16 protein-coding genes are annotated in these 20,021 nt (G+C 64.1%); 8 read left to right on the top strand and 8 right to left on the bottom strand.

The features are described from left to right. Positions 1 to 92: 92 nt before the first annotated feature. Positions 93 to 983 carry a lipid kinase YegS gene (yegS, locus tag SJI00_RS05810; RefSeq protein ID WP_322460779.1) on the top strand — a complete coding sequence of 297 codons (891 nt, stop codon included), beginning with the start codon at positions 93 to 95 and terminating at the stop codon, positions 981 to 983. Here the strand turns inward: yegS and SJI00_RS05815 are convergent. From SJI00_RS05815 to SJI00_RS05825, 3 genes are all read right to left on the bottom strand, one after another. Then, positions 967 to 1,614 (bottom strand): response regulator transcription factor, encoded by a 648-nt coding sequence (locus SJI00_RS05815; RefSeq protein WP_322460780.1) that lies wholly within the window; start codon positions 1,612 to 1,614, stop codon positions 967 to 969. The genes yegS and SJI00_RS05815 overlap by 17 nt on opposite strands. Further along, positions 1,604 to 2,500 (bottom strand): sensor histidine kinase, encoded by an 897-nt coding sequence (locus SJI00_RS05820; protein WP_322460781.1) that lies wholly within the window; start codon positions 2,498 to 2,500, stop codon positions 1,604 to 1,606. Before SJI00_RS05820 ends, SJI00_RS05815 begins: the two co-directional genes overlap by 11 nt. Before the next feature lie 386 nt (positions 2,501 to 2,886). Beyond that, positions 2,887 to 3,351 carry a histidine kinase gene (locus tag SJI00_RS05825; RefSeq protein ID WP_322460782.1) on the bottom strand — a complete coding sequence of 155 codons (465 nt, stop codon included), beginning with the start codon at positions 3,349 to 3,351 and terminating at the stop codon, positions 2,887 to 2,889. A gap of 331 nt (positions 3,352 to 3,682) precedes the next feature. On the opposite strand from SJI00_RS05825, the gene SJI00_RS05830 reads away from it, so the two are divergent. Both SJI00_RS05830 and SJI00_RS05835 read left to right on the top strand, forming a co-directional pair. Next, on the top strand, positions 3,683 to 4,618 hold the full coding sequence (locus tag SJI00_RS05830; RefSeq protein WP_322460783.1) for a chemotaxis protein CheV: 936 nt from the start codon (positions 3,683 to 3,685) through the stop codon (positions 4,616 to 4,618). 64 nt (positions 4,619 to 4,682) lie between these two features. Further along, positions 4,683 to 5,486, top strand: a complete 804-nt coding sequence (locus SJI00_RS05835; protein WP_322460784.1) for an MOSC domain-containing protein — start codon at positions 4,683 to 4,685, stop codon at positions 5,484 to 5,486. Positions 5,487 to 5,493: 7 nt separating this feature from the next. On the opposite strand, the gene SJI00_RS05840 is transcribed toward SJI00_RS05835, so the two are convergent. Then, a complete protein-coding gene (locus tag SJI00_RS05840) occupies positions 5,494 to 6,843 on the bottom strand; it encodes an NCS2 family permease (protein ID WP_322460785.1) in 1,350 nt (449 codons plus the stop codon). A 351-nt stretch (positions 6,844 to 7,194) separates the two neighbouring features. On the opposite strand from SJI00_RS05840, the gene SJI00_RS05845 reads away from it, so the two are divergent. Continuing rightward, entirely contained in the window at positions 7,195 to 7,950 is a 756-nt protein-coding gene (locus SJI00_RS05845) for a GntR family transcriptional regulator (protein ID WP_322460786.1), read from the top strand. Between the two features lie 184 nt (positions 7,951 to 8,134). Then, positions 8,135 to 8,263: a hypothetical protein gene (locus SJI00_RS05850; RefSeq protein WP_322460787.1), complete on the top strand. Its 129-nt coding sequence runs from the start codon at positions 8,135 to 8,137 to the stop codon at positions 8,261 to 8,263. A gap of 54 nt (positions 8,264 to 8,317) precedes the next feature. Here SJI00_RS05850 and guaD read toward each other — a convergent pair whose 3' ends face one another. From guaD to xdhA, 4 genes are all read right to left on the bottom strand, one after another. Continuing rightward, positions 8,318 to 9,622 carry a guanine deaminase gene (guaD, locus tag SJI00_RS05855; RefSeq protein WP_322460788.1) on the bottom strand — a complete coding sequence of 435 codons (1,305 nt, stop codon included), beginning with the start codon at positions 9,620 to 9,622 and terminating at the stop codon, positions 8,318 to 8,320. A gap of 10 nt (positions 9,623 to 9,632) precedes the next feature. Next, positions 9,633 to 10,478, bottom strand: a complete 846-nt coding sequence (gene xdhC, locus SJI00_RS05860; RefSeq protein ID WP_322460789.1) for a xanthine dehydrogenase accessory protein XdhC — start codon at positions 10,476 to 10,478, stop codon at positions 9,633 to 9,635. 115 nt (positions 10,479 to 10,593) lie between these two features. Continuing rightward, the gene (xdhB, locus tag SJI00_RS05865; protein WP_322460790.1) at positions 10,594 to 12,951 is read right to left on the bottom strand and encodes a xanthine dehydrogenase molybdopterin binding subunit; all 2,358 of its coding nucleotides are present in this window, start codon (positions 12,949 to 12,951) and stop codon (positions 10,594 to 10,596) included. After that, positions 12,944 to 14,395: a xanthine dehydrogenase small subunit gene (gene xdhA, locus SJI00_RS05870; protein WP_322460791.1), complete on the bottom strand. Its 1,452-nt coding sequence runs from the start codon at positions 14,393 to 14,395 to the stop codon at positions 12,944 to 12,946. Before xdhA ends, xdhB begins: the two co-directional genes overlap by 8 nt. Before the next feature lie 266 nt (positions 14,396 to 14,661). Here xdhA and SJI00_RS05875 point away from each other — a divergent pair, with 266 nt between their 5' ends. From SJI00_RS05875 to zipA, 3 genes are all read left to right on the top strand, one after another. Beyond that, complete coding sequence (locus SJI00_RS05875) at positions 14,662 to 15,321, top strand: GntR family transcriptional regulator (RefSeq protein ID WP_322460792.1); 660 nt, start codon at positions 14,662 to 14,664, stop codon at positions 15,319 to 15,321. 3 nt (positions 15,322 to 15,324) lie between these two features. Then, positions 15,325 to 18,813, top strand: coding sequence for a chromosome segregation protein SMC (gene smc, locus SJI00_RS05880; protein WP_322460793.1), 3,489 nt, complete (start codon positions 15,325 to 15,327; stop codon positions 18,811 to 18,813). A 220-nt stretch (positions 18,814 to 19,033) separates the two neighbouring features. Continuing rightward, a complete protein-coding gene (zipA, locus tag SJI00_RS05885) occupies positions 19,034 to 19,924 on the top strand; it encodes a cell division protein ZipA (RefSeq protein WP_322460794.1) in 891 nt (296 codons plus the stop codon). Positions 19,925 to 20,021: the final 97 nt, after the last annotated feature.

The raw sequence follows: 20,021 nt of genomic DNA on the forward strand, positions 1-20,021 counted from the left end.
GCCCGATTATTTTGCAAGGCCAGCGCCCGCCCATGCAGCATTCGCCCATTCCCAAGTGTCGATTGCAGGCACCCCACTCTCGGAGAAGCGCAATGCAGCAGCAGCGCAAGGCAATGCTGGTTTTGCATGGCAAGCAAGCCATGAACGAAGACGTTCGTACCGCCGTTGGCCAGTGCCGTGAGCGCGGCTGGACACTCGACGTGCGCCTGACCTGGGAAGGCGGCGACGCCGCACGGTTGGTGGAGGAGGCGCTGCAAGCCGGCTACGGCACGCTGATCGCAGGCGGCGGCGACGGCACCTTGCGCGACATCGCCGAGGCCATGGGCAAGGCTGGCACTGATGCCACGCTGGTGTTGCTGCCTCTGGGCACGGCCAACGACTTTGCCAAGGCTGCCGGCGTGCCGCTGGAACCGGCCCAGGCCCTGGCCCTGCTCGACCAACCGGCGCATGCCGTGGACCTGGGCAAGGTCGGCGACCAGTGGTTCCTCAACATGGCCACCGGCGGCTTCGGCAGCCAAGTCACCGCCAACACCTCCGAAGACCTGAAGAAAGTGCTCGGCGGCGCCGCGTACCTGTTCACCGGCCTGAGCCGCTTCAGCGAATTGCAGGCGGCCTCGGTGGAACTGCAAGGCCCGGATTTTCACTGGCAGGGCGACCTGCTGGCGTTGGGCATCGGCAACGGTCGTCAGGCCGGGGGCGGCCATGAACTGTGTCCGGAGGCACTGGCAGACGATGGCTTGCTCGACATCAGCGTTCTGCCCGCCCCGCAGGACGTGGTCGGCGCGGTGCGCGACCTGCTTGGCGGTGAAGGGCTGTTCGTTCGTGCGCGCCTGCCATGGGTGGAAATCAAGAGCGCCAAGGGTCTCAACATCAACCTCGACGGCGAGCCGCTGGAAGGCGACAGCTTGCGCTTCGAGGCGTGCCCGTCGGCCTTGCATGTGCACCTGCCGGTGAATTCGCCCCTGCTCAGTCGTCGAGGGTGATGATCTTCTCGCGCACCGCATACAGCACCAGCCCCGCCACGTCGTAGATCTGCAGGCGCTTCATCAGTTGCGAACGGTGGGTTTCCACGGTCTTGATCGACAGCCCCAGCCCGCTGGCGATCTCGCGAGTCGATTTGCCACGCACGATCAGGCGCAGGATTTCCAACTGGCGTGCCGTGAGGTTGTGCCGCTCGCAGGCGGCCTGGGTGCGTTGCAAGGCCTGGTTGATGACGGTGTGGGCCACGGCCGGGCTCAGGTAGCGCTCGTTGTTGCGCAGCGCACGCAGCGCCTGTTCGAGCTCGGTGGCCGTGCTGTCCTTGAGCAGGTAACCGTGGGCGCCCGCTTCCAGTGCCCGCATGATGGTCTCGGGGTCGCTGTGCATCGACAGGATCAGCACCTGGCAGCTCGCACCTGCGGCGCGCAACTGGGTCAAGGCATCCAGGCCGCTGGTCGAGCGCATCGACAGGTCGAGCAGGACAATATCCGGCGCCAGGCTCGACACCAGGCTCAGTAACTGGTCGCCATCTTCAGCTTCACCCACCACCTGGTAGCCCGGCACGTCAGCGATCAGTGCGCGTACGCCGGCGCGGATCAGCGAATGGTCATCCACCAGCAGCAATCTACAGGTCATGGGTAGCCGGGCTCCTGGCGCGTTCATGGGTGCGCGGTGGCCAGGGCAGGCGCGCCTGGATGCGTGTGCCGTGCCCCGGTTGGCTATCGAGTTCGAGGCTGCCATGCAGTGCCAAGGCGCGCTCGAACATGCCGGCCAGGCCGCGCTGCCCGGCGTCGGCCGGGTTGCTGGCCGGGGTGAAGCCGTGACCGTCGTCTTCGATGCTCAGCAGCAACCCGTCGCTGCTGCGGCGCAGTTCGATGCGCAGGTTGTCGGCCGCCGCATGGCGCAGCAGATTGGTGATGGCTTCCTGGGTGATGCGGAAGGCGGCCATGCTGATCGGCGCCGGTACGCTGTCCAGGCGTTGCGGGCAATGCAGCGTCCAGCGCACCGGACTGTTCTGCAGAGTGCGCAGCAGATGGGCGCGCAGGCTGGCCTCGAGGCCCAGGCTGAGCAGCTGGCGCGGGTTGAGCAGGGTGGTGACATCGCGAACAGTGTTCAGGCTCTGATCCAGGGTGCTGCGCAGGCCCTTGCAATGTGGCTTGAGCTCGTCGTTGACGCGGCGCTGCAGCCAGTCGACCTGCAGCTTGGCGGCAGTCAGCAGTTGGCCGATGTCGTCGTGCAGTTCTCGGCTCAGGTGCTGGCGTTCGTGCTCCTGCACCTTGAGCATGCGCTGGGCCAGTTCTTCAGGCAGCAGGCTGATCGACTTGCCGTGCTGGTGCAGTTGCCAGAACACGGCCACCAGGCTCGCCAGCTGCAGCACCAGCAGCTCGCCCGGCAACGCCAGGGACTGCTCCCAATACCACAGGTTGGCGCCCAGCGACCCTGCACAGGACAGCGTGGTCAACCGGCGGGAGAGGGCAGGGCGGGAATACCAACGGCGACGGAGCTTCACGCATGAAAGCATGGTCAGGGGGATCACTGAATTATTGCTGGAAGAATCGGAAACCGACAGGCCGCGCGCACTACGAACGCGTCGCAGTGCGTTGTTTCAGAGTTATGGGTCTTTGAGGGCACGCATGTTATCACTTCGCATGGCTGAGGTCGCGGTGCCGCCAGTAGACGGTCAGCCTCAATGTTTTCAGGGGTCTGGCGGTTATGCGGTTAGGCAAAGTGCCAGTATCTGATTGCCGATCCTGCCCCTTTACCGGCAACTAAAACAGGGATCGCGGTGGCGCACTGTACAACTTCGAAAGTTGGGTGTTTCAGTTACCGCTATTCAGTGCAAGTGCAACTTGCGGCGCATGAGCGTTGTAACGCTGTGCACGTTTCGCGGCGTTTGAAGTGCACCGTTCAGGGGTCCTCTGCTGCGCGAGCGAACGCCAATGGGCTGCTGTCGCGATGGTCGCGCAGCCCGGCAATGTGCAAGGCGCTGGCCAGGTCGTCGAGCAAGCGGCGTTGTTCCTGGTCATCGAGGTCTACCCGCCGGGTCTGCGGGTCGAGCAGCTCAAGCTGCCAAGCCAGCAGGGTCAGGCAGGCCTGGGCGCAGGGCAGCACGGGGCCTGCCAGCCGGCGCTGCTGGAAAGCGCCGGACAGCAGGTGGCGAAGGTGCTCGGCATGGCGCGTGACTTCATCGACCCCGGCCAGGGCCGAGCGGCTTACCAGCGCGGCGAGTGCGGTGTTCAGGCAGCGGCAGGCATCGGGGTCGTTGGTAATCAGGTGCAGGTGCGCCATGCAGTCGTCCGCCACGGCCAACAGCCGCTCGGCATCCTGCTGGAATGTGCGCAGGCTACTGTCCTTGGCGCCGTCAACGTCCATGATCAAGCGCCTTGACGCGTTGTCGATGCAACGCGCCTCCTAGAGATGGTCGGCAACACAAGCCGGACTCCTTCCATGCAGTGCGAAGGTCGTCACATTAATGGCTAAGGGATATCGCGAACATCAGGTTTGACCCGATGGTGGCTAGGGGTTTCCCCGATAGCATTGGCTGAGACAGCCGTTGTTCGGAGGCTGGAGGGCGCAGCACAGCAGTTAAGCATGGTGTTAAAGTGATATCAATTACCGGAAAGGCGAATGCCATTCGTCATCAAGTTGTGTGAATCGGCGCCGATACAGGGCCGATGACACTTTTCAAATCAGGGACATTTCAATGGCTGGCATTCTCGACACAGTAGATCAACGCACGCAGCTGGTCGGTGAGAACCGCCTGGAAATCCTCATGTTCCGCCTGGTCGGCCGGCAGCTGTTCGCGATCAACGTATTCAAGGTCCAGGAAGTGCTGCAACTGCCCAAACTGACCCTCATGCCGCAGCGTCATGCGTTCGTCTGTGGCGTGGTCAACCTGCGTGGCCAGACCCTGCCGGTGATCGACCTGTCCCAGGCCATCGGCATGCGCCCGGTGCAGCCAGGGCCAGACAGCACCATTATCGTCACCGAGTACAACCGCTCGGTACAGGCGTTTCTGGTCGGTGGCGTCGAGCGCATCGTCAACATGAACTGGGAATCGATCCTGCCGCCCCCCACCAGCGCGGGGCGCCAGCATTACCTGACGGCGATCACCAAGGTCGATGAACAGCTGGTCGAGATCATCGACGTGGAGAAAGTCCTCGCCGAGATCGTGCCGTACAACGCCAAGGTCTCGCGCGACAAGCTCGACGACCCGTTGCTGGCTCGCGCCCGTGGTCGCGAAATATTGCTGGTGGACGACTCCAGCGTCGCCCTGGCGCAGTTGCGCGATACCTTGTCGCAGTTGGGCGTGAAGCTGCATGTGGCCAGCGATGGCTTGAAGGCGCTGCGCATGCTTCAGGCCTGGGCCGACGCCGGGGAAAACCTCTGCGAGAAACTGCTGATGGTGTTCACCGACGCCGAAATGCCGGAAATGGACGGCTACCGGTTGACTACCGAGATCCGCAGCGATGCCCGCCTGCGTGGCCTTTATGTGGTGCTGCACACGTCGCTGTCGGGCAGTTTCAACGAGTCGATGGTGAAGAAGGTGGGCTGCGACAACTTCCTCTCCAAATTCCAGCCTGACCGGTTGGTCGAAGTGGTGCGCCAGCGTTTGGCCCTGGATGTAGAAAACGCCTGATGGCTGCAGTGCGCACCGCTGGGGTATACGCTCGGCGGTTTTCGGCCAAGCGAGGCGGGCAAGCATGTTTCTGAGTGCGATCTACCGGTATCCGTTGAAGTCGGCCCAGGCACAATGCCTGCAGGCCTCAGCCGTCGGGCCGCTGGGGCTGGCCGGTAACCGGCGCTGGATGGTGGTGCGCGAAGACAACGGGCAGTTCCTCACCCAGCGCGCCTGGCCGCAGATGACCCAGATCGGCGCCCTGCACCAGCCTGACGGCAGCCTGTGGCTGCAGGCGCCGGGTCTGGGCACGCTGCAGGTGCCGGTCCCGGATGCCCAGGCCCCCTTGCGCGGGGTGACCCTCTGGCGTGACCTGTTGCAAGTGCCCGATGCCGGCGATGCCGCGGCTGCCTGGCTCAGTACCTTGCTGGGCAAGGCCTTACGGCTGGTCTACTGCCCGGAGCAGCGCGCACGTTTTTTGCCCAGCGGGTATGGCTTGGCCAGCGATCGCGCGGCCTTTCCCGATGGCTTCCCCGTGCTGTTGATCGGCCAAGCGTCGCTCGATGAGCTGAACCGACGCATCGGTCGGCCCATGGAGATGCTGCGCTTTCGCCCGAATCTGGTGGTCGAGGGCAGCGAGCCGTTTGCCGAAGACGCCTGGCAGCAGGTGCGCATCGGCCAGACCACGTTCCGTGTGCTCAAGCCCAGCGTGCGCTGCATCCTCACCACCCTCGACCCGGTCACTGGCCAGCGCAGCCCCGACAAGGAGCCACTGGCCACCCTCAGAACCTTTCGCGAACACGAGGGCAATGTGCTGTTTGGGCAGAACCTCGCCGTCGATGGCGAGGGTGTGCTGGAGCCGGGCATGCCGGTCGAGGTGCTGGCCTAGCGCTCGTTCAAAGGAACGCGAACTTGGCGATGAAGATCACGCACAGCACCCACAGGCTGGCGGAGATCTCGCGGTGTTTACCGGTGCCGGCCTTGAGCACTACGTAGCTGATGAAGCCCAGCGCGATACCGTCGGCCACCGAGAAGGTCAGCGGCATCATGATCAGTGTGACGATGGCCGGGATGCAGTCGGTGGCATCGTCCCAGTTGATGTGGGCCATGCTGCCCATCATCAGCATCGCCACATAGATCAGCGCACCGGCGGTGGCGTATGCCGGAATCATCCCGGCCAGCGGGGCGAAGAACATCGCCGCCACGAACAGCAACCCGACCACCACGGCGGTGAGCCCGGTGCGCCCCCCGGCGGCAACGCCTGCCGCGCTTTCCACATAGCTGGTCACCGGTGGCACGCCGACCACCGCACCGAACACGCTGGAGGCGCTGTCGGCCTTCAGTGCGCGTGACAGGTTCTCGATGCGCCCATCGGCCCGCACCAGGTTGGCCCGTTGGGCAACGCCCATCAGGGTGCCGGCGGTGTCGAACATGTGCACGAAAAGAAATGCCAGCACCACGCTGATCATGCTGACGTTGAACACCCCGGCCAGGTCCATGGCCATCCAGGTCGGCGCCAGGCTTGGCGGCAGCGAGAACACCCCGCCGTACTGCACCAGGCCCAGACCCCAGCCGAGCAGGGTGACTGTAATGATGCTGATGAGAATCGCGCCGAACACCCGGTGGTAGCTCAGCACCGCGATCATCAGAAAGCACAGCGCTGCCAGCAGCGGTGCGGGTTCATGCAGCGAACCGAGCTTGATCAGCGTGGCCGGACTGGCGACCACGATACCGGCGGTTTTCAGCCCGATCACCCCGAGGAACAGGCCGACGCCTGCGCCCATGGCGTGGCGCAGGCTGACCGGAATGCTGTTGAGCAGCCATTCGCGGACCCGCGACAGGGTGAGGATCATGAACAGCACGCCCGACACGAACACCGCGCCCAGCGCCGTTTCCCAGCTGTAGCCCATGGTGCCGACCACGGTGTAGGTGAAGAACGCATTGAGCCCCATGCCCGGGGCCAGGCCCACCGGCCAGTTGGCATAGAGGCCCATCAGCAGGCAGCCAAGTGCGGCGGCAATGCAGGTGGCGACGAACGCTGCGCCGTGGTCGATGCCGGCGTCGGCCATGATGTTGGGGTTGACGAAGATGATGTACGCCATGGTGATGAAGGTGGTCATCCCGGCGATCAGCTCGGTTCGGACCGTGGTGCCGTGTACCCGAAGCCGGAACAGGCGCTCGAGCAGGCCGCTGTTTGCGGGTGGGGTGAGGTCTACGGCGGGCGCATCGGATTTGCGGCTTTCCACAGCGAGTACTCCTCGAATCGTTCTTGTTGTTCGGGGCCTTTTCATCCTGCGCTTTGCACGTGGTGGCCCCGTGAGGGATGACGACTTGCTGATGGTTTTGTTGACTAATGGGTCAGGAAGTCGCTCGCTGGATTATGCGTTTGTGTACAAATAATGCAAATAATGTTTTATTTTTTGTGCGCAGAAATGTCCGAACAACCGCTATATGGCCTATGCTCGACCTGCAGAAGCGCCTCAGGCTGTGTACAATGCGCCGGTACCTTGGCCCATTATTTCCATCCGGTCTCGCCAGCCCTCTGACGCGCACTCACCGTCAAGGCCCCCTGGCCAGGCCCACGTGCTCGAGCGCCCATGAACGAACAGCTGCAACCTCTGAAGAAACCTGTGCGCGCCACCAAGGCCGGGCGCAGCGGTACCCAGGACGACATCGTCTACGCACACATCTTCGAGGCCATCCTCGAACAGCGCCTGGCACCCGGCACCAAGCTCAGCGAAGAAGCATTGGGCGAGATCTTCGGGGTCAGCCGCACCATCATCCGTCGCGCACTGTCGCGCCTGGCCCATGAAAGTGTGGTGCTCCTGCGGCCCAATCGCGGCGCCGTGGTCGCCAGCCCCACGGTCGAGGAAGCCCGCCAGGTGTTCTTCTCGCGGCGCATGGTCGAGCGCGCAATCACCGAACTGGCCGTGCAGCACGCCACCGCCGAGCAGCTCAACGAGTTGCGCCACATGGTGCGTGAAGAGCGCGACAGCTTTTCTCGCGGCGACCGCGGCGCCGGTATTCGCCTGTCGGGCGAATTCCACCTCAAGCTGGCAGAGGCCGCCGGCAATGCGCCGCTGGTGAGCTTCCAGCGCAGCCTTGTTTCGCAAACTTCACTGATCATCGCCCAGTACGAAAGCGGCAATCGCTCGCACTGTTCCTACGACGAACACATGCAGCTGATCGACGCCATCGAAGCGCGTGATGCGGGGCAGGCGGTGTCGTTGATGATGCATCACATGGATCACATCGACAGCAAGCTCAACCTCGATGAAGAGAGCGCATCCGATGATCTGCACGCGGTGTTTTCGCACCTGCTGCAGAAGAAAAAAGTGGGCGGGAAGGGCTAAGGTTTCGCGCGGTATAGCGGTATGGCGCGCGCAGCCTTGGGCGGCTTTGCCGCCCATCGCGGCAAATAGCCGCTCCTGCACGGGCTGCGGTGGGCAGGGTCATGCGATCGTCTAGCTGCGCCTCGTCTTGGAAAGAAACGCGGTCCATGTTGGCACGGTCGGTCCGGCGCTCTGGAGCGCTGCGATGGCCGGCAGAGCCCGGCTGACGCGCTGCGTGATACGGATGGAACGAGGCGCCACCCCCGTGCCGAGTGTCGATGCAGACCTGGCCTCGGGGCTGATGCACACCGCAACCTATGACCTCGAGCGCTGATACACACCGCAATCCATGACCTCGAGCGCTGATACACACCGCAATCCATGACCTTCAGCGCTGATGCACGCAGCGCCCCGCCGCATACGTTTCGCGAATCATCCGGTCATCCCCCAGCGTGGTCAGCACGAACAGCGTTTCCTCGATGCTGGTCGATTGCTGCAGCCGATAATCCAGCAACGGCGTGGCCTTGTAGTCGAGCACCACGAAGTCGGCTTCGTTGCCGGGGCGCAGGCTGCCGATCCGGTCGTCCAGGCGCAGTGCGCGTGCACCGCCCAGGGTGGCCAGGTACAGCGACTTGAAGGGATGCAGTTGCGCGCCCTGCAGCTGCATCACCTTGTACGCCTCGTTCAGCGTGTTGAGCAGCGAAAAGCTGGTGCCCGCGCCGACATCCGTGCCAAGCCCCACATTCACCTTGAAGCGCTCAGCCTGCGGCAGGTTGAACAGCCCACTGCCGAGGAACAGGTTCGAGGTCGGGCAGAACGCCACCGCCGAGCCGGTTTCGGCCAGGCGCTCGCACTCCGCATCGCACAGGTGCACGCCGTGGGCGAAGACCGAGCGCTCGCCGAGCAGCTCGAAATGGTCGTAGACATCCAGGTAGCCGCTGCGCTCGGGGAACAGCGCCTTGACCCATTCGATTTCCTGGAGGTTTTCCGACAGGTGCGTGTGCAGGTACACGCCCGGGTTTTCCTTGAGCAGTCGCCCGGCCGCGGCCAGCTGTTGCGGGGTGCTGGTGGGTGCGAAACGCGGGGTGACGGCGTACTGCAAGCGGCCCTTGCCGTGCCAGCGCTGGATCAGCGCCTGGCTGTCGCGGTAGCCGGATTCGGCGGTGTCGGTCAGGTAGTCGGGCGCGTTGCGGTCCATCATCACCTTGCCGCCAATCAGCCGCAGGTCCAGGCGCTCGGCCGCTTCGAACAAGGCATTGACCGATTCTGGATGAACGCTGCCGAACACCAGCGCAGTGGTGGTGCCGTTGCGCAGCAGCTCGGCGAGGAAGATCTTCGCCACTTCATCGGCATGGGCCTTGTCAGCGAATTGCCGTTCGCAGGGGAAGGTATAGGTGTTGAGCCAATCGAGCAGTTGCTCGCCGTAGGAACCGATCATGCCGGTTTGTGGGAAATGGATATGGGTGTCGATGAAACCCGGCGTGATCAACGCGTGCTGGTGATGCACCACGTCGATAGCGGCGTCGAGGGTCGGCAGCAGCTCGCTGGCCGCGCCCATGGCGACGATACGGCCCTCGTCGATCACCAGCAGGCCGTCTTCGAAATACTCGTAAGAGGCCTCGATACCAACCTCGGCCGGGTCGGCGATGCTGTGCAGAAGGGCGGCGCGGTAGGCTTTGCGGGTAGCGGTCATGGGCGTCTCTTTACAGGGCGTGGCTGCGCCGTGAGGGCGGCAGCAACTGGGCAATGGGGCCGGCATTGAGGGCAGCGTCGTGCTGACCGAAGCAGGCGTTGTAGGTGGCAATGATTTCCGCGGCGATGGACACGGCGATTTCGATCGGCAGCTTGCCTTTGACCTCGGCCAGGCCCATCGGGCAGCGCAGGCGCGCCAGCTGCGAGTCGGCGAAACCGCGTTGACGCAGGCGGTGCTCGAACTTGACCCGCTTGGTCTTGGAGCCGATCAGGCCGAACCAGGTGAAGTCATTGCGCGCGAGCAGGGCGGCCGTCAGCTCCAGGTCCAGGGCGTGATTGTGGGTCATGACGATGCAATAGCAGCCGGCCGGTAGCCCGGCGATCTCGTCGACCGGTTCCTCGCTGACGATACGCACTACGCCAGGGGGCAGTTGCGCAGGGAATTCCTGCTCGCGTGAATCGATCCAGCGCACCCGACACGGCAGCGCGGCGAGCAAGGGTACCAGAGCCCGGCCGACATGGCCTGCGCCGAACACGGCAATCTCGGCTTGCACGGCCAGCATGGGCTCGAACAGCAGTACGGTGACGCCGCCGCAGCACTGGCCGAGGCTGGCGCCCAGGCTGAAGCGCTCCAGGTGCGGCGTGCTGCGTTGCTCGCTGAGCATCTGCCGGGCGATGTGCAGCGCTTGGAATTCCAGGTGGCCGCCGCCGATGGTGTCGTGCAGGGCGCGGGCGCTGACTACCATCTTCGAGCCGGCATTGCGCGGGGTCGAGCCGCGTTCCTCGATGATCGTCACCAGCACGCAGGGCTCGCTGCGGGCGTGGTGGTCGGCTAGGGCATTGATCCATTCGTGCATGGTCGTGACCTTCGGTGAAAAAGCGGTGGATCGACGTTCGTGTGCAACATTGCCGGGCGGAGCCAGGCGGGCTCGGCAGGGTCACGTTCGCGTGATACCTGCGAAACCGGATTGCCTACCGCCTCGCCTTGCGCATCTGCTCACACCCCCACAACACCCGCTCGGGCGTTGCCGGTGCGTCGATCTCCGGCTGCACGCGGTAATCGGCCAGGCTCGCCACGGCGTCCTTGATCGCGCACCACGCGGCAATGCCGAGCATGAACGGCGGCTCGCCCACGGCTTTGGAGTGGAACACCGTGTCTTCCGGGTTCTTGCGGTTCTCCACCAGTTTCACTCGCAGATCCAGCGGCATGTCGGCAATGGTCGGGATCTTGTAGCTGGCCGGGCCGTTGGTGACCAGCTTGCCCTTGGCGTTCCACACCAGCTCCTCGGTGGTCAACCAGCCCATGCCCTGCACAAAGCCGCCCTCGACCTGACCGATGTCGATGGCCGGATTCAGCGAAGCGCCCACATCGTGCAGGATGTCGGCGCGCAGCATCTTGTATTCGCCGGTCAGGGTGTCCAGCACCACCTCCACGCAAGCGGCACCGAAAGCGTAATAGTAGAACGGTCGACCACGCGCCTGGCTGCGGTCGTAGAAGATCTTCGGCGTGCGGTAGAAGCCTGTGCTCGACAGCGACACCTGAGCCAGGTACGCGAGCTGCACCAGTTGCTCGAAGCTGACCAGTTGCTCGCGCATGCGCACATGGCCGTTGCGAAACTGCACGTCCTCTTCGCTCACCTGAAAATGCCGCGCGGCAAATTCCACCAACCGCTGCTTGAGCATCTGCGCCGCGTTCTGCGCCGCCTTGCCGTTCAGGTCGGCGCCACTTGAGGCCGCTGTCGGTGACGTGTTGGGCACCTTGTCGGTGTTGGTGGCGGTGATCTGGATGCGGTTGAAATCAACCTGGAACACCTCGGCCACCACTTGCGCGACCTTGGTGTTCAGGCCCTGGCCCATCTCCGTGCCACCGTGGTTCAGATGAATGCTGCCGTCGGTATAAATGTGGATCAGCGCACCGGCCTGGTTGAGGAAGGTGGCGGTAAAGGAGATGCCGAACTTCACCGGCGTCAGCGCCAGGCCCTTCTTCAGGATCGGGCTGGCGGCGTTGAAGCGGCGAATCGCTTCGCGGCGTTCGGCGTAGTCGCTGCTGGCTTCGAGGTCGGCGGTCATTTCGTCGAGCATGTTGTGCTCGACGGTCTGGTAGTAGTGGGTGACGTTGCGCTCGGTCTTGCCGTAGTAGTTGGCCTTGCGCACGGCCAGCGGGTCGAGGTGCAGGTGCCGGGCGATGTGGTCCATCACCTGCTCGATGGCGACCATGCCCTGCGGGCCGCCAAAGCCGCGGTAGGCCGTGTTGGAGGCGGTGTGGGTCTTGCAGCGGTGGCCGGTGATGGTGGCATCGCCCAGGTAGTAGGCGTTATCGGCGTGGAACATGGCGCGGTCGACGATCGAACCGGACAGATCCGGTGAGTAACCGCAGTTGCCGGCCAGTTCCAGCGCCACCCCGTGCAAGCGCCCGGTGTCGTCGAAGCCGACGTCGTACTCGACATAGAACGGGTGGCGCTTGCCGGTCATGGTCATGTCCTCGACCCGTGGCAGGCGCATCTTGGTCGGCTGCCCGGTGAGGTGGGCGATCACGGCGCACAGGCAGGCCGGGCTTGCGGCCTGAGTTTCCTTGCCGCCGAAACCGCCGCCCATGCGGCGCATGTCGAGCACGATGCGGTTCATCGGCACGCCCAGCACTTCAGCGACCAGCTTCTGCACTTCGGTGGGGTTCTGCGTGGAGCAGTAGACGATCATCCCGCCGTCTTCGCTGGGCATCACCGAAGACACCTGGGTTTCCAGGTAGAAATGCTCCTGACCGCCGATGTGCAAGGTGCCTTGCAGGCGGTGCTGGGCGCTGGCCAAGGCTGCGGCAGCGTCGCCGCGCTGGTGGCGGTGGCTGTCGAGCACGAAGTGCTGCTTGCGCAGGGCCTCGACCACATCCAGGACCGGCTCCAGGTCTTCGTATTCGATGATCGCTGCCATGGCCGCGCGCCGCGCCGTGTCGAGGTCGCAGGCGGCCACGGCCAGCACTGGCTGGCCCACGTATTCCACCCGATCGATGGCCAGCAGCGGGTCGCCGGCCACCACTGGGCCGATGTCCTTGAGGCCGGGGATGTCGTGGTGAGTGATGACGATGCGTACGCCGTCGATGGCGTAGCACGGGGTGGTGTCGATGTGCAGGATGCGCGCATGGGCGCGGTCGGAGGTGCGCGCATAGACGTGCAGCTGGTTGGGAAATTCCAGGCGATCGTCGATGTACACCGCCTCGCCGCTGACATGCTTGTCGGCGCTGTCGTGCTTGACGCTGCGCCCGACTCCGGTGCTGAGGCCCTGGCGGAACAGCTCGGCCATTTCGGCCTGGCTTTTGACGGCGTGATGGTCAGACATAAGCGGTCACCCGGGTTGCGATGTGTGGCGATTGCAGCTCGATGAAGTATTTGCGCAGCAGGTTCTGTGCGGTCAGCAGGCGGTACTGCTGGCTGGCGCGAAAGTCCGAGAGCGGGGTGAAATCCTGGGTCAGGGCCTGGCAAGCGCGCTCGACCGTCGCCTGGGTCCAAGGCTGGCCGCAGAGGGCGTCTTCACAGGCACGGGCGCGTTTGGGAATGGCCGCCATGCCGCCGAACGCGGCACGTGCCTCACGCACGGTGCCGTCTTCGATGCGCACGTTGAAGGCGGCGCACACGGCGGAGATATCATCGTCCAGACGTTTCGAGACCTTGTAGGCGCGGAACGTCCAGGCGCTTTGCGCCAGGGGCACGCGGACCTTCTCGATGAATTCGCCGTCCTGGCGCGCGGTGACGCGGTAGTCGATGAAATAGTCTTCCAGGGCCAGGGTGCGTCGTTGCCCGCCCTGGTGCAGCACCAGCTCGGCGCCTAACGCAATCAACAACGGCGGGGCGTCGCCGATGGGCGAGGCATTGCCGATGTTGCCGCCCAGCGTGCCCTGGTTACGGATCTGCAAGGAGGCAAAGCGCTGCAACAGGGCGCCGAAGTCCGGGTATTGGGCATTGAGTGCGGTGTAGCAGTCGGTGAGGGGGGTAGCGGCGCCGATTTCCAGGTGGCTGTCGGTCTGTTCGATATGCTTGAGCGCGGCCACGGCGCCGACGTAGATCATCACTGGCAGGGTTTTGTGCTGTTGGGTGACTTCCAAGGCCAGGTCCGTACCGCCCGCCAGCAGGCGCGCTTCGGGGTGGGCGCCGTATAGATCGGCGAGGTCGGCGACGGTGAGCGGCACCAGGCAGCGTTTGTCGCCGCTGTTGAGCTCTGCCGTGTGCTGTGGGGCGATGGCCTGGAGCTGGGCGATGGTCTGCGCCTGCCGGGCATCGAACTGGTCCTGGCAGGGCGCTGTACAACTGTGCTGGGCGGCTTCGATGATGGGGCGGTAGCCGGTGCAGCGGCACAGGTTGCCGGCCAGGGCTTCGTGGGTCTGGTGCAGGTCGGGGCCGTGGCTGTTCTTCTGCAGGGCAAACAGCGACATGACGAAACCCGGTGTGCAGAAGCCGCATTGCGAGCCATGGCAGTCAGCCATGGCCTGCTGCACGCTGTGCAGTTGCCCGCCGTGCTTGAGGTCTTCGACGCTGATCAGTTGCTTGCCGTGCAGGGCCGCCACGAAGGTCAGGCAGCTGTTCAGGCTGCGGTAGCGCAGGGCAGGGCCGTCGCCAGCATCGATCAGCTCGCCCACCACCACGGTGCACGCGCCGCAGTCGCCGCTGGCGCAGCCTTCCTTGGTACCGGGTTTGCCCAAGTGCTCGCGCAGGTACTGCAGCACCGTCACGTTGGGGTCCAGGCTGTGCTCGCTGCGCAGCGTCTGGTTGACGAGAAACTGGATCACGGGGATGACCTCGTACAGGTTTTATTGTTGTTGAGCGGACTCTAAGCAGGGCTGACCGTGGGGTCAATAATATTCTGACCTTAAAGTCAGGAAAGTCGCCGTGCGGTCGTCCAGGAACTCGACTCGATACGCATAGAGCCTAGATCACGCTCGCCCCAGCGGCCGCACCCAGCGTGCTGCAAACTCCAGCGTGGCACTGCGCCACGCCGAGGCAATTACGCTACAATCGCGCTTTTTGCACAGCGTAACGCTTCCCAAGGAAACCCATGACGTTCAAGGCGCCGGACAGTCTCTCCGAGCAGATCGCCCATCACCTGGCCGAGCGGATCATCCTCGGCGAGCTCGCCCCGGGCGAGCGTATCCAGGAACAGAAGGTCACCCAGGCTTTGAACGTCAGTCGTGGCTCGGTCCGCGAGGCCTTGCTCATCCTTGAACGTCGTCATCTGGTGGCCATCCTGGCGCGCCGCGGCGCCCACGTGACCCGTCTGGACGAGCGCAGCGTGCGCAGCCTGTGCGCCTTGATGGGCGAGCTGTACATCCTGCTCGGCAACCAAGTGGCGCTGAAGTGGCAGAGCGAGGCTCAGTTGCAGCCGTTCCTGCACATTCAGCAGCGTCTGCAGCAAGCCCACGACCGGCAGGACATCCGGGGCTTCGTTGCCGACAGCTTCGCGGTCATGCGCGCGGCCTATCCCTTTGCCGACAACCCCTACCTGCAAGAAACCGTCGAGAACCTTCAGCCCGCCATGAGCCGCGCCTATTACCTGGCGCTGGATCAGCGCAAAGCCAACATGATCGATTACCTCGAGCTGTTCGCGCGCCTGCTCGACGCCGTGCTCGGCCGTGACCTGCCGCGCATTCGCGAGGTGCTCCAGGCCTATTGCCAGCGCAGCTGCGAACTGGTGCTGGCCGCCTTGGCGAAGGGTTGATCGATGCGTCTGAAGTGCATTCGCCTGGCCGGTTTCAAATCCTTCGTCGACCCCACCACCGTCAACTTCCCGAGCAACATGGCGGCAGTGGTGGGCCCCAACGGCTGCGGCAAGTCCAACATCATCGATGCGGTGCGTTGGGTGATGGGCGAAAGCTCGGCGAAGAACCTGCGCGGCGAGTCGATGACCGATGTCATCTTCAATGGCTCCACCAGCCGCAAGCCGGTCAGCCAGGCCAGCATCGAACTGGTCTTCGACAACAGCGACAGCACCCTGGTGGGCGAGTACGCCGCCTACGCGGAGATCTCAATCCGCCGCAAAGTCACGCGTGATGCGCAGAACACCTATTATCTGAACGGCACCAAATGCCGGCGCCGCGACATCACCGACATTTTCCTCGGCACGGGTCTGGGGCCGCGCAGCTATTCGATCATCGAGCAGGGCATGATCTCCAAGCTGATCGAAGCCAAGCCCGAAGAGCTGCGCAACTTCATCGAAGAAGCCGCCGGCATCTCCAAGTACAAGGAGCGTCGACGCGAAACCGAGAACCGCATCCGCCGCACCCAGGAAAACCTGGCGCGCCTGACCGACCTGCGCGACGAGCTGGAACGCCAGCTCGAACGCCTGCACCGTCAGGCCCAGGCCGCCGAAAAATACCGCGAGCATAAAGCGCAGGAGCGTCAACTCAAGGCCAGCTTGACGGCGCTGCGTTGGCGCGACCTCGATCTGCGTGTCGGTCAGCGCGGCGGGGTGATCGCTGATCAGGAAGTCGCCCTCGAAGCTCTGGTGGCCGAGCAGCGCAATGCCGATGCCGGCATCGAGCGCCTGCGCGACGGCCACCACGAGCTGTCCGAGCGCTTCAACCAGGTGCAGGCCCGCTTCTATTCGGTGGCCGGCGACATTGCCCGGGTCGAGCAGAGCATCCAGCACGGCCAACAGCGCTTGCGCCAGTTGCAGGCCGACCTGCAGGAAGCCGAGCGCAGCCGTCAGGAAACCGAATCCCATCTGGGCCATGACCGCACCTTGCTCGCCACCTTGGCTGAAGAGCTGGCGATGCTCGAACCCGAGCAGGAACTGACCCTGTCGGCGGCCGAAGAAGCTGCCGCCACGCTCGAAGAAGCCGAGCTGAGCATGCAGGGCTGGCAGGAACAGTGGGACAGTTTCAACACCCGTTCAGCCGAACCGCGGCGGCAGGCCGAGGTGCAGCAGTCGCGCTTGCAGCAGCTTGAAACCGGCCTGGAACGCCTGCTGGAGCGCCAGCGCAAGCTGAGCGAGGAACGTGATCAACTGGGCGCCGACCCGCAAGATGCGGCCATGGTGGAAGTCGCCGAACAGGTCGCCAGCAGCGAAATGCTCATCGAAGAGATGCAGCTCAGCGAAGAGCAGGCGGTCGAGGGTCTGGAGGTGGTGCGCAGCCAGCTGCAGCAGACCACCCAGGCGCAACAGGCCCGGCAGGCAGACCTGCAACGCTTGGGCGGCCGACTGGCCTCGCTCGAAGCCTTGCAGCAAGCGGCGCTCGAACCGGGTGCCGGCACCGCTGAGTGGCTACGCAGCCAGGGCCTGGAACAGCAGCCGCGCCTGGCCGACGGCCTGCGCGTGGCGCCAGGCTGGGAGCTGGCGGTGGAAACCGTGTTGGGCGCCGACTTGCAGGCCGTGCTGGTCGAGGATTTCGCCGGCCTTGCGCTGGACACCCTCGAACACGGCGACCTGCGCCTGTTGCTCAGGGCCAGCGGTTCGACCGCCATTGCCGGCAGCCTGCTGGACAAGGTCGAAGGCCGCGCCGACCTGGCGCCCTGGCTTGGCCGCGTCACCCCGGTCGAGACCCTTGAGCAGGCCTTGGCCCTGCGCAGCGAACTGGCCGATGGCCACAGCCTGATCAGTCGCGATGGTTATTGGGTGGGCCGGCATTACCTGCGCGTGAGCCGGGGCAGCGATGCGCAAGGTGGCGTGCTGGCCCGCGCGCAGGAAATCGAACAGCTGGGTGATGCCCAGCGCGAGCAGCAGGCGTTGCTCGAACAGGCCGAACAGCAACTGGCCGCGCTGCACGAGCAGCAACGTGACGCCGAAACCCAGCGCGATCAACTGCGCCGGCGCAGCCAGGAGGAAAGCCGTCAGCTCGGCGAGCTGAAGGCGCGTCTGTCTGCCGGGCGTGCCCGCGCCGAGCAACTGGCGCTGCGCCGTCAACGGTTGGTCGAAGAGTTGGCGGAAATCGGCGAGCAACGCGCGCTGGAAATGGAAGCGTTGGGCGAGTCGCGCCTGCTGCTGCAAGAAGCCCTCGACCTCATGGCCGACGATACCGGCCAGCGCGAACAGCTGCTGGCCCGCCGCGACACCTTGCGCGAAGCGCTCGACCGGGTGCGCCAGGACGCGCGGCAACACAAGGATCATGCCCATCAACTGGCGGTGCGCCTGGGCTCGCTGCGCGCCCAGCACGACTCCACCCGCCAGGCCCTCGAGCGCCTTGAGCAGCAATCGGAACGACTGATCGAGCGTCAGGAACAGCTCAGCCTGAACTTGGAGGAGGGCGCGGCACCGATCGAAGAGCTGTCGATGACCCTCGAAGGCTTGCTTGAGCAACGCATGAGCGTCGACGAAGAAATGCGCCAGGCGCGCCTGCACATGGAAGACGCCGACCGCGAACTGCGAGAGGTGGAGAAACGCCGCACCCAGGCCGAGCAGCAGGCGCAGTTGCTGCGTGGCCAACTCGAGCAGATGCGCCTTGAAAGCCAGGGCCTGGACGTGCGCCGCAAGACCCTGCAAGAGCAGTTGCTGGCGGATGGCTATGACCTCCAAGGCGTGCTCGCCACGCTCGAGCAAGACGCCACCGAGCAGGGCACCGAGCACGCCCTCGAGCAGGTCGAGGCGCGCATTCAGCGCCTGGGCGCGATCAACCTGGCCGCCATCGAGGAATACGAGCAACAGTCCGAGCGCAAGCGCTACCTAGATGCGCAGAACGCCGATCTGGTCGAGGCGCTGGACACGCTGGAAAACGTGATCCGCAAGATCGACAAGGAAACCCGCAATCGCTTCAAAGATACCTTTGATCAGATAAATGCCGGTTTGCAGGCACTTTTTCCAAAAGTTTTCGGTGGTGGCAGCGCTTATCTGGAACTGACGGGCGAAGATCTACTCGATACAGGGGTGACGATCATGGCGCGCCCGCCGGGCAAGAAAAACAGCACGATCCATCTGCTGTCCGGTGGCGAGAAAGCGTTGACGGCACTGGCCTTGGTGTTTGCCATCTTCAAGCTCAATCCGGCGCCGTTCTGCATGCTCGACGAAGTCGACGCACCGCTGGACGACGCCAACGTCGGGCGCTACGCCAGGTTGGTCAAGGAGATGAGCGAGACGGTGCAGTTCATCTACATCACCCACAACAAGATCGCCATGGAAATGGCCGATCAGTTGATGGGGGTCACCATGCATGAGCCCGGTTGCTCCAGGCTCGTCGCGGTGGATGTCGAGGCGGCCATGGCCATGGTTGATGCGTAATGGTCGGTAAATAGTGCAGGAAGAGTCGGTCACGAGTCGTAGGCATATTTCCTGACAATCGCGACAGACGGTGTAAAGTTATGTGACGGCGTGCTAGCTTTAGGTCACTCGTTTGCACCCGCGCAAAAGCCTTGGCAGAACATGGGCTTGGCGCTGTGTGTTAAAGGGCTTTGAACCCTTTGTTTTTCAGAATAATTTTTTTACAGAGGCACGGGATTACATGGAAATCGGTCTGCGCGAGTGGCTGATCCTTATCGGCATCATTGTCATTGCCGGCATTCTCTTCGACGGCTGGCGGCGCATGCGCGGCGGCAAGGGCCGTCTGAAATTCCGTCTGGACCGCAGCTATTCCGCCGCCCAGGACGAAGAGGGCGGCGCCGAGGTGCTCGGCCCGTCACGTGTGATCGACACACACAAAGAACCTGAGCTTGACGAAGACGATCTGCCCTCGATGAGCGCATCGGGCCGGGACCGCGATGTGCAACCGGCCAAGTCGGCCAAACGCGCCAAGCGCGTCGAGCCGCAGCCGAGCGAAACGCCACTGGTTGCAGAGCCACGCGAACATCGCGAGCAGCGCGAGCCTGAAGTGTTCGGTGCCAGCGATGATGATTACAGCGAAGACCACAGCCGCAGCACCGGTTTTGCCGCTTCTGGCACTGTCGTCAAAGAGGTGCAGCCGGCGGATGAGGTGTTGGTGATCAGCGTCATTTCTCGCGACCCTGGCGGTTTCAAAGGCCCGGCGCTGCTGCAGAACATCCTGGAAAGCGGCCTGCGTTTCGGCGACATGGACATCTTCCACCGCCACGAAAGCATGGCCGGCCACGGCGAGGTGCTGTTCTCGATGGCCAATGCGGTCAAGCCTGGCATTTTCGATCTGGACGACATCGACCATTTCAGCACCCGCGCCGTGAGCTTCTTCCTCGGTTTGCCGGGCCCGCGTCATCCCAAACAGGCCTTCGATGTGATGGTGGCCGCCGCGCGCAAGCTCGCCCACGAACTGGACGGCGAGCTCAAGGACGACCAGCGCAGTGTGTTGACCGCACAAACCATCGAGCACTACCGCCAGCGCATCGTCGAATACGAGCGCCGCGCCCTGACCCAGAAACGCTGAAGCCACCCACCGAGCGGGTCGCGACCTGACCCTGCTCGCGATGAATGAAACGAAAGAGCAGCCCCGCCGGCTGCTCTTTTGCGTTGAAGAGAACACA

This window comes from Pseudomonas gebzensis (assembly GCF_034427815.1).
In the GTDB taxonomy this organism is placed as follows: Bacteria; Pseudomonadota; Gammaproteobacteria; order Pseudomonadales; family Pseudomonadaceae; genus Aquipseudomonas.